This window comes from Embleya sp. NPDC059237 (assembly GCF_042754105.1).
Classification (GTDB): Bacteria; Actinomycetota; Actinomycetes; order Streptomycetales; family Streptomycetaceae; genus Embleya.
This window is the reverse complement of sequence record NZ_JBHZAE010000050.1, coordinates 1-4,394: the sequence shown is the minus strand read 5'-3', so window position 1 is coordinate 4,394 and position 4,394 is coordinate 1. Positions and strand designations below refer to the sequence as shown.

Annotated in this window: 2 protein-coding genes and 2 pseudogenes; 2 read left to right on the top strand and 2 right to left on the bottom strand. The window is 68.3% G+C overall.

The window, feature by feature from the left end; genetic code table 11:
• Nucleotides 1–915, bottom strand: a pseudogene (locus tag ACFXKZ_RS52285) (hypothetical protein); the annotation flags it as partial.
• Nucleotides 916–1,150: 235 nt separating this feature from the next.
• Between ACFXKZ_RS52285 and ACFXKZ_RS52280 the strand changes: the two are divergent.
• Entirely contained in the window at nt 1,151–1,918 is a 768-nt protein-coding gene (locus tag ACFXKZ_RS52280; protein WP_380015616.1) for a hypothetical protein, read from the top strand.
• A 124-nt stretch (nt 1,919–2,042) separates the two neighbouring features.
• On the opposite strand, the gene ACFXKZ_RS52275 is transcribed toward ACFXKZ_RS52280, so the two are convergent.
• Nucleotides 2,043–3,455 (bottom strand): family 2B encapsulin nanocompartment shell protein, encoded by a 1,413-nt coding sequence (locus tag ACFXKZ_RS52275; RefSeq protein WP_380015613.1) that lies wholly within the window; start codon nt 3,453–3,455, stop codon nt 2,043–2,045.
• A gap of 574 nt (nt 3,456–4,029) precedes the next feature.
• Between ACFXKZ_RS52275 and ACFXKZ_RS52270 the strand changes: the two are divergent.
• A pseudogene (locus ACFXKZ_RS52270) lies at nt 4,030–4,394 on the top strand (2-methylisoborneol synthase); the annotation flags it as partial.

Sequence of the window (4,394 nt, the reverse complement as noted above, 5' to 3'; positions counted from 1 at the left end):
GAGTGTGACCGCGACTCCGAGCCCGACGGCGAACCCCACACCGATTTCGAGCCCCACGTCGACTCCCACCTCGACGCCGTCGCCCACCGTCCCTGCCCCCGGTGCTACGCCGACGCCGAGCCCCACACCGGCGGCCTCCACGCCCACCCCGTCCCCGAGCCCGGGTCCCACGTCGACGGCGTCACCGACCGTGCCCTCTCCGGGGCCGACGTCCGTTCCCACGGGTGCGCCTTCGGCGTCGCCCACTCCCGTACAGACGGCGACTCCCACGCCGGTGCCGAGTCCGACCGTGAGCGTGCCGTCACCGGGCCCGACGGCGACCGCCACACCCATCCCGACCCCGAGCCCGGATCTCACGTCGACGGCGTCACCGAGTGTGCCTTTCCCGGGTCCGACGCCGAGCCCGACTTCGGTTTCCACCCCGACGCCGTCATCGACCACCGTGTCTCCGGGGCCGACGTCGACGCCCGCCCCCACGCCCACACCCACGCCGATTCCGAGCCCGAACCCCACGCCCTCGCAGGCCGTGCCGTCCCCGCGGCCGACGCCGTCGCCTACACCGCCGTCACCGACCACGCCGTCCCCGGGCCCGGCACCGGCTCCCACCCCAACGCACGTGTCACCCACACTCACCACGCCACCCGCACCCGCACCCGCACAGCCCGCGCCCGCACCGGCAGCCCCAGCCTCGGCGGCTCCCGCGCCCGTGGCCCAGCTCCCGGCCATCCTCAACTCGGCCGCTCCCATTCCCGCCGCCCCACCCAGCCCCGCGACATCCCGTCCCGCAGCCTCCCCCAGCCCCGCTCCTCCGACCCGGTCGGCGCGACCGACGTTTCCTCCCCGGGCAGCGAAGCCCGTACCCAAGCTCCGGCACCACCACGGCTTCTCGTTGACCACCACGATGCTGCTGATCATGGTCCCCGCCGTGATCGCGGCGGCGGTCATGCGACCGGGCCGTCGTGACCGACGACGCGGCCGTCGCCCGGATTCGTCCTGATCGACTTCCGACGGTCCGCCGACCGATTCCCGGCGGGGCGGCGGGAGGTCCCCACCCGGGCGGAGCAACCGGGCACCCCGGCCCGGACCGGCCCGGGGTTCGCCCCCCGACCTTTCCGTCCCGTCACAAGCCAAGCCAGAGAAGGGAGTTCCGATGTCCGAGCGGGTGGCGTTGATTGTCGCCGCGGCGTCGGCCTGTGCCGTCGTGGTGGCGGTGGTGGTGCTGAGGCAGGTCCGGCCGATCAAGGAAAGCACCGACGAGACCCCGGACGTCATCGAATACATCACGATGATGATCGGGGTGGTCTACGCGATCGTCCTCGGCTTGGCCATCGCGGGTGTCTGGGAAGCGCGCGGTGCCGCGCAGGACGATCTGTTCCACGAGGCACAGTCGTTGCGCGAGGTGAGCGATCGGGCGGTGGCGTACCCGGTGGAGTTCCGAAACCAGGTCCGGGCCGACGTGGACGCCTACGTCTCGTACGTGGTGAACACCGAGTGGGAATACATGAAGAACAACGGTGCGCTCAGCGACAACGGCGACCGGCTCCTTGAGAAGCTCCGGAACGATGTCGCCACCCGACCGGCCGACTCCGACCTGGAGTCGCAGGCCTACCAGCCGATCCTGGACCGGATCGACCAGGTTTCCGAGGCCCGCAACTCGCGCGGACAAAACGCCGGGTCGACGATGCCCGGGGTGGTCTGGCTCGGCTTGCTCGGCGGTGCGGTGGTGACCGTCGGCATGTTGTTCGCGCTCCAGATCCGGCGCACATGGAGGGAGTTGATCCTGGCGCTCTGCTTCAGCGCGCTGATCGCGTTCCTGCTGTTCATGATCTGGGACTTCGACAGTCCGTTCGCTCGACGCGTGTCGGTGTCCACCCAGCCGTTCGAGGACCTCTTCCCCTGGCTCCATCTCGGCGACTGAGTCGGCCGCGTGGTCGGGCCGCTTCCGGACGGCGGGCTCCGCCGGTGCGCATCGACATACGCACCGGCAGAACCGATGGGACCGCCCCACCGGGACGGACACCGGGCGTGGTTCGTACGCCGGGTCAGTATCGGCGACTGACTTCGACGTTCTCCAGGATGCCGAGCGCGTCCGGGACGAGGATCGCCGCCGAGTAGTAGGCGGTGACCAGGTACGAGATGATCGCCTGCTCGTTGATGCCCATGAAGCGCACCGACAGGCTGGGTTCGATCTCGTCGGGGATGCCGTCCTGCCGCAGGCCGACGACGCCCTGGTTGTCCTCGCCGGTGCGCATGCACATGATCGACGTCGTGCGCTGCTCGGTGAGCGGGATCTTGCCGCACGGGAAGATGGGAACACCGCGCCAGGCCGGAATCCGGTGCCCGTTGAAGTCGATCGTGTCCGGGACCAGGCCGCGCCGGTTGCACTCGCGTCCGAAGGCGGCGATCGCCTTGGGGTGCGCGAGGAAGAACTTGTTGCCGCGGCGGCGGGAGAGCAGTTCGTCCATGTCGTCGGGACCGGGGACGCCGTCGTGGGGCTGGATGCGCTGCGAGTGGTCGCAGTTGGCGAGCAGCCCGAACTCGCTGTTGTTGACCAGCTCGTACTCCTGGCGCTCGCGCAGCGCCTCCACGGTCAGGCGCAACTGCTGTTCCGTCTGGTTCATCGGCTCGTTGTAGAGGTCCGCGACCCGGGTGTGAACCTTGAGCACGGTCTGGGCCACGGAGAGTTCGTACTCGCGCGGCGCCAACTCGTAGTCCACGAACGTGTGCGGGATGACCGCTTCGCCGACGTGGCCGGCGACCATGTCGATCGCCGCCTCGCCGTACTTGTTGGTCCGCTGTTCCGGGACCTGCGCCACGTCGTCGAGGTGGGCGCGCAGCGATTCGGCCCGTTCCGCGAGGTTGTCCACGTCGGCGCGGGTCAGCTCCAGCACCGTGCAGGCCGTGCTCGCCCGGAACGTGGTCTCCCAGATCGGCTCCGCCGCGGTCAGACTGGAGTCGCCGAAGTACCCGCCGTCGGCCAGTACTTCCACAACCCGTTCATCACCGTACGGCCCCGTACCCACCTTCTCGACACGCCCGTGCGCGATCAGGAACACCCGATCGACGGCCGAACCGAACTCGGCCAGCACCGCACCCACCGGGTATTCGTGCTGCTCACACCGACGGGCCAGCTCCGTCAACACGGCCTGGTCGTGATAGTCGCGCAGCGCCGGCAGCTCTCCCAACTCGGCCGGGATCACCTCGACCCTGCCCGCGGTCTGTACAAAGGTGACCCGCCCGTCGCCCACCGCGTAGCTCAGCCGCCGGTTCACTCGGTACGTACCGCTGTGTACCTGCACCCACGGCAACATCCGCAGCAGCCAGCGGGAGCTGATCTCCTGCATCTGCGGGACGGATTTGGTGGTCGTGGCCAGATTCCGCGCGGCTGCGGTATCAAGGCTTTGTCGTTCCCGTTCCAGATCCACCGGTGGCTGCGGACTTGCGTCGACCGACATGAAGGAACCTTCCTCGCGAGCTCTGAGCAAACAGGAATAGCCTGACAACAACCAAGGCGAATCGGCTACTACACGAAAGGGTGAATGATGCGTGCAACCCGAAGGGGCAAGGCAATTCCGGATCGCCGGGACAGGGCGGCGCGATGGTAAAGCCGTGATTTTCGCGTCGGCCCGAATCAGGGAGGCGCGCGGTTGTCTCGGGTGTTCGCCAAGCTCGTCGGCGGGGCAGCGTCGCGCCGTGCAGGTCGGCGACAGCGGGCCTGCGGCAAATGAGTGACAGGAAGAATCACTATATCGAATGGCAATCTCTCGCCCGCGTCGAATCGGCGAGTCGTCCTAACCTATTCTCGTACGCGAAAGGAAGCCCGCCAATCATCCTTGATTTTCTTCATACCGCGACGTGCGTGTGGTCTGTCGTCGTCGAAAACAATACAAGAAGCCTGCCGACGACCGTGGCGACTCCGACATCACCATATAGAACCCGACTCCATTCTTGCCTCGGTCGAACGTATTACGGGAATCCTGCGCCACAAGCCACCCACATCCACACCCGCACCCACCCAAGGAGACATGGATGCTCGAACACTCTCTCCACTCGGTGTCGACACCGGGCCTCAAGGCCGTGGCAGTGCCCACCACGCGCTCCGCCCCTCCCGAAGCCGATGGTTACCGCGAGGACGAAGCGGCGCCGGCCGACGGGGCCGGGGGCATCGGGCACAACGTGTGGGGGCGGGTGTTGCGCGGTCCGAGCGGCCTGGGTACGGCGGACCTGTACCTGGCGCAGCGCGCGCAACCATCGATGCCGTCCCGGGAGATTCCGGGCTTGTACTACCACCCGGTGGGTGAGCCGGACGAGGTGCGGGTGGCGGAGGTCGGTCGTCGGATCAAGGACTGGGCGGTGGACGAGGTCGCGCTGTTCCCGCCCGAGTGGGAGGACCA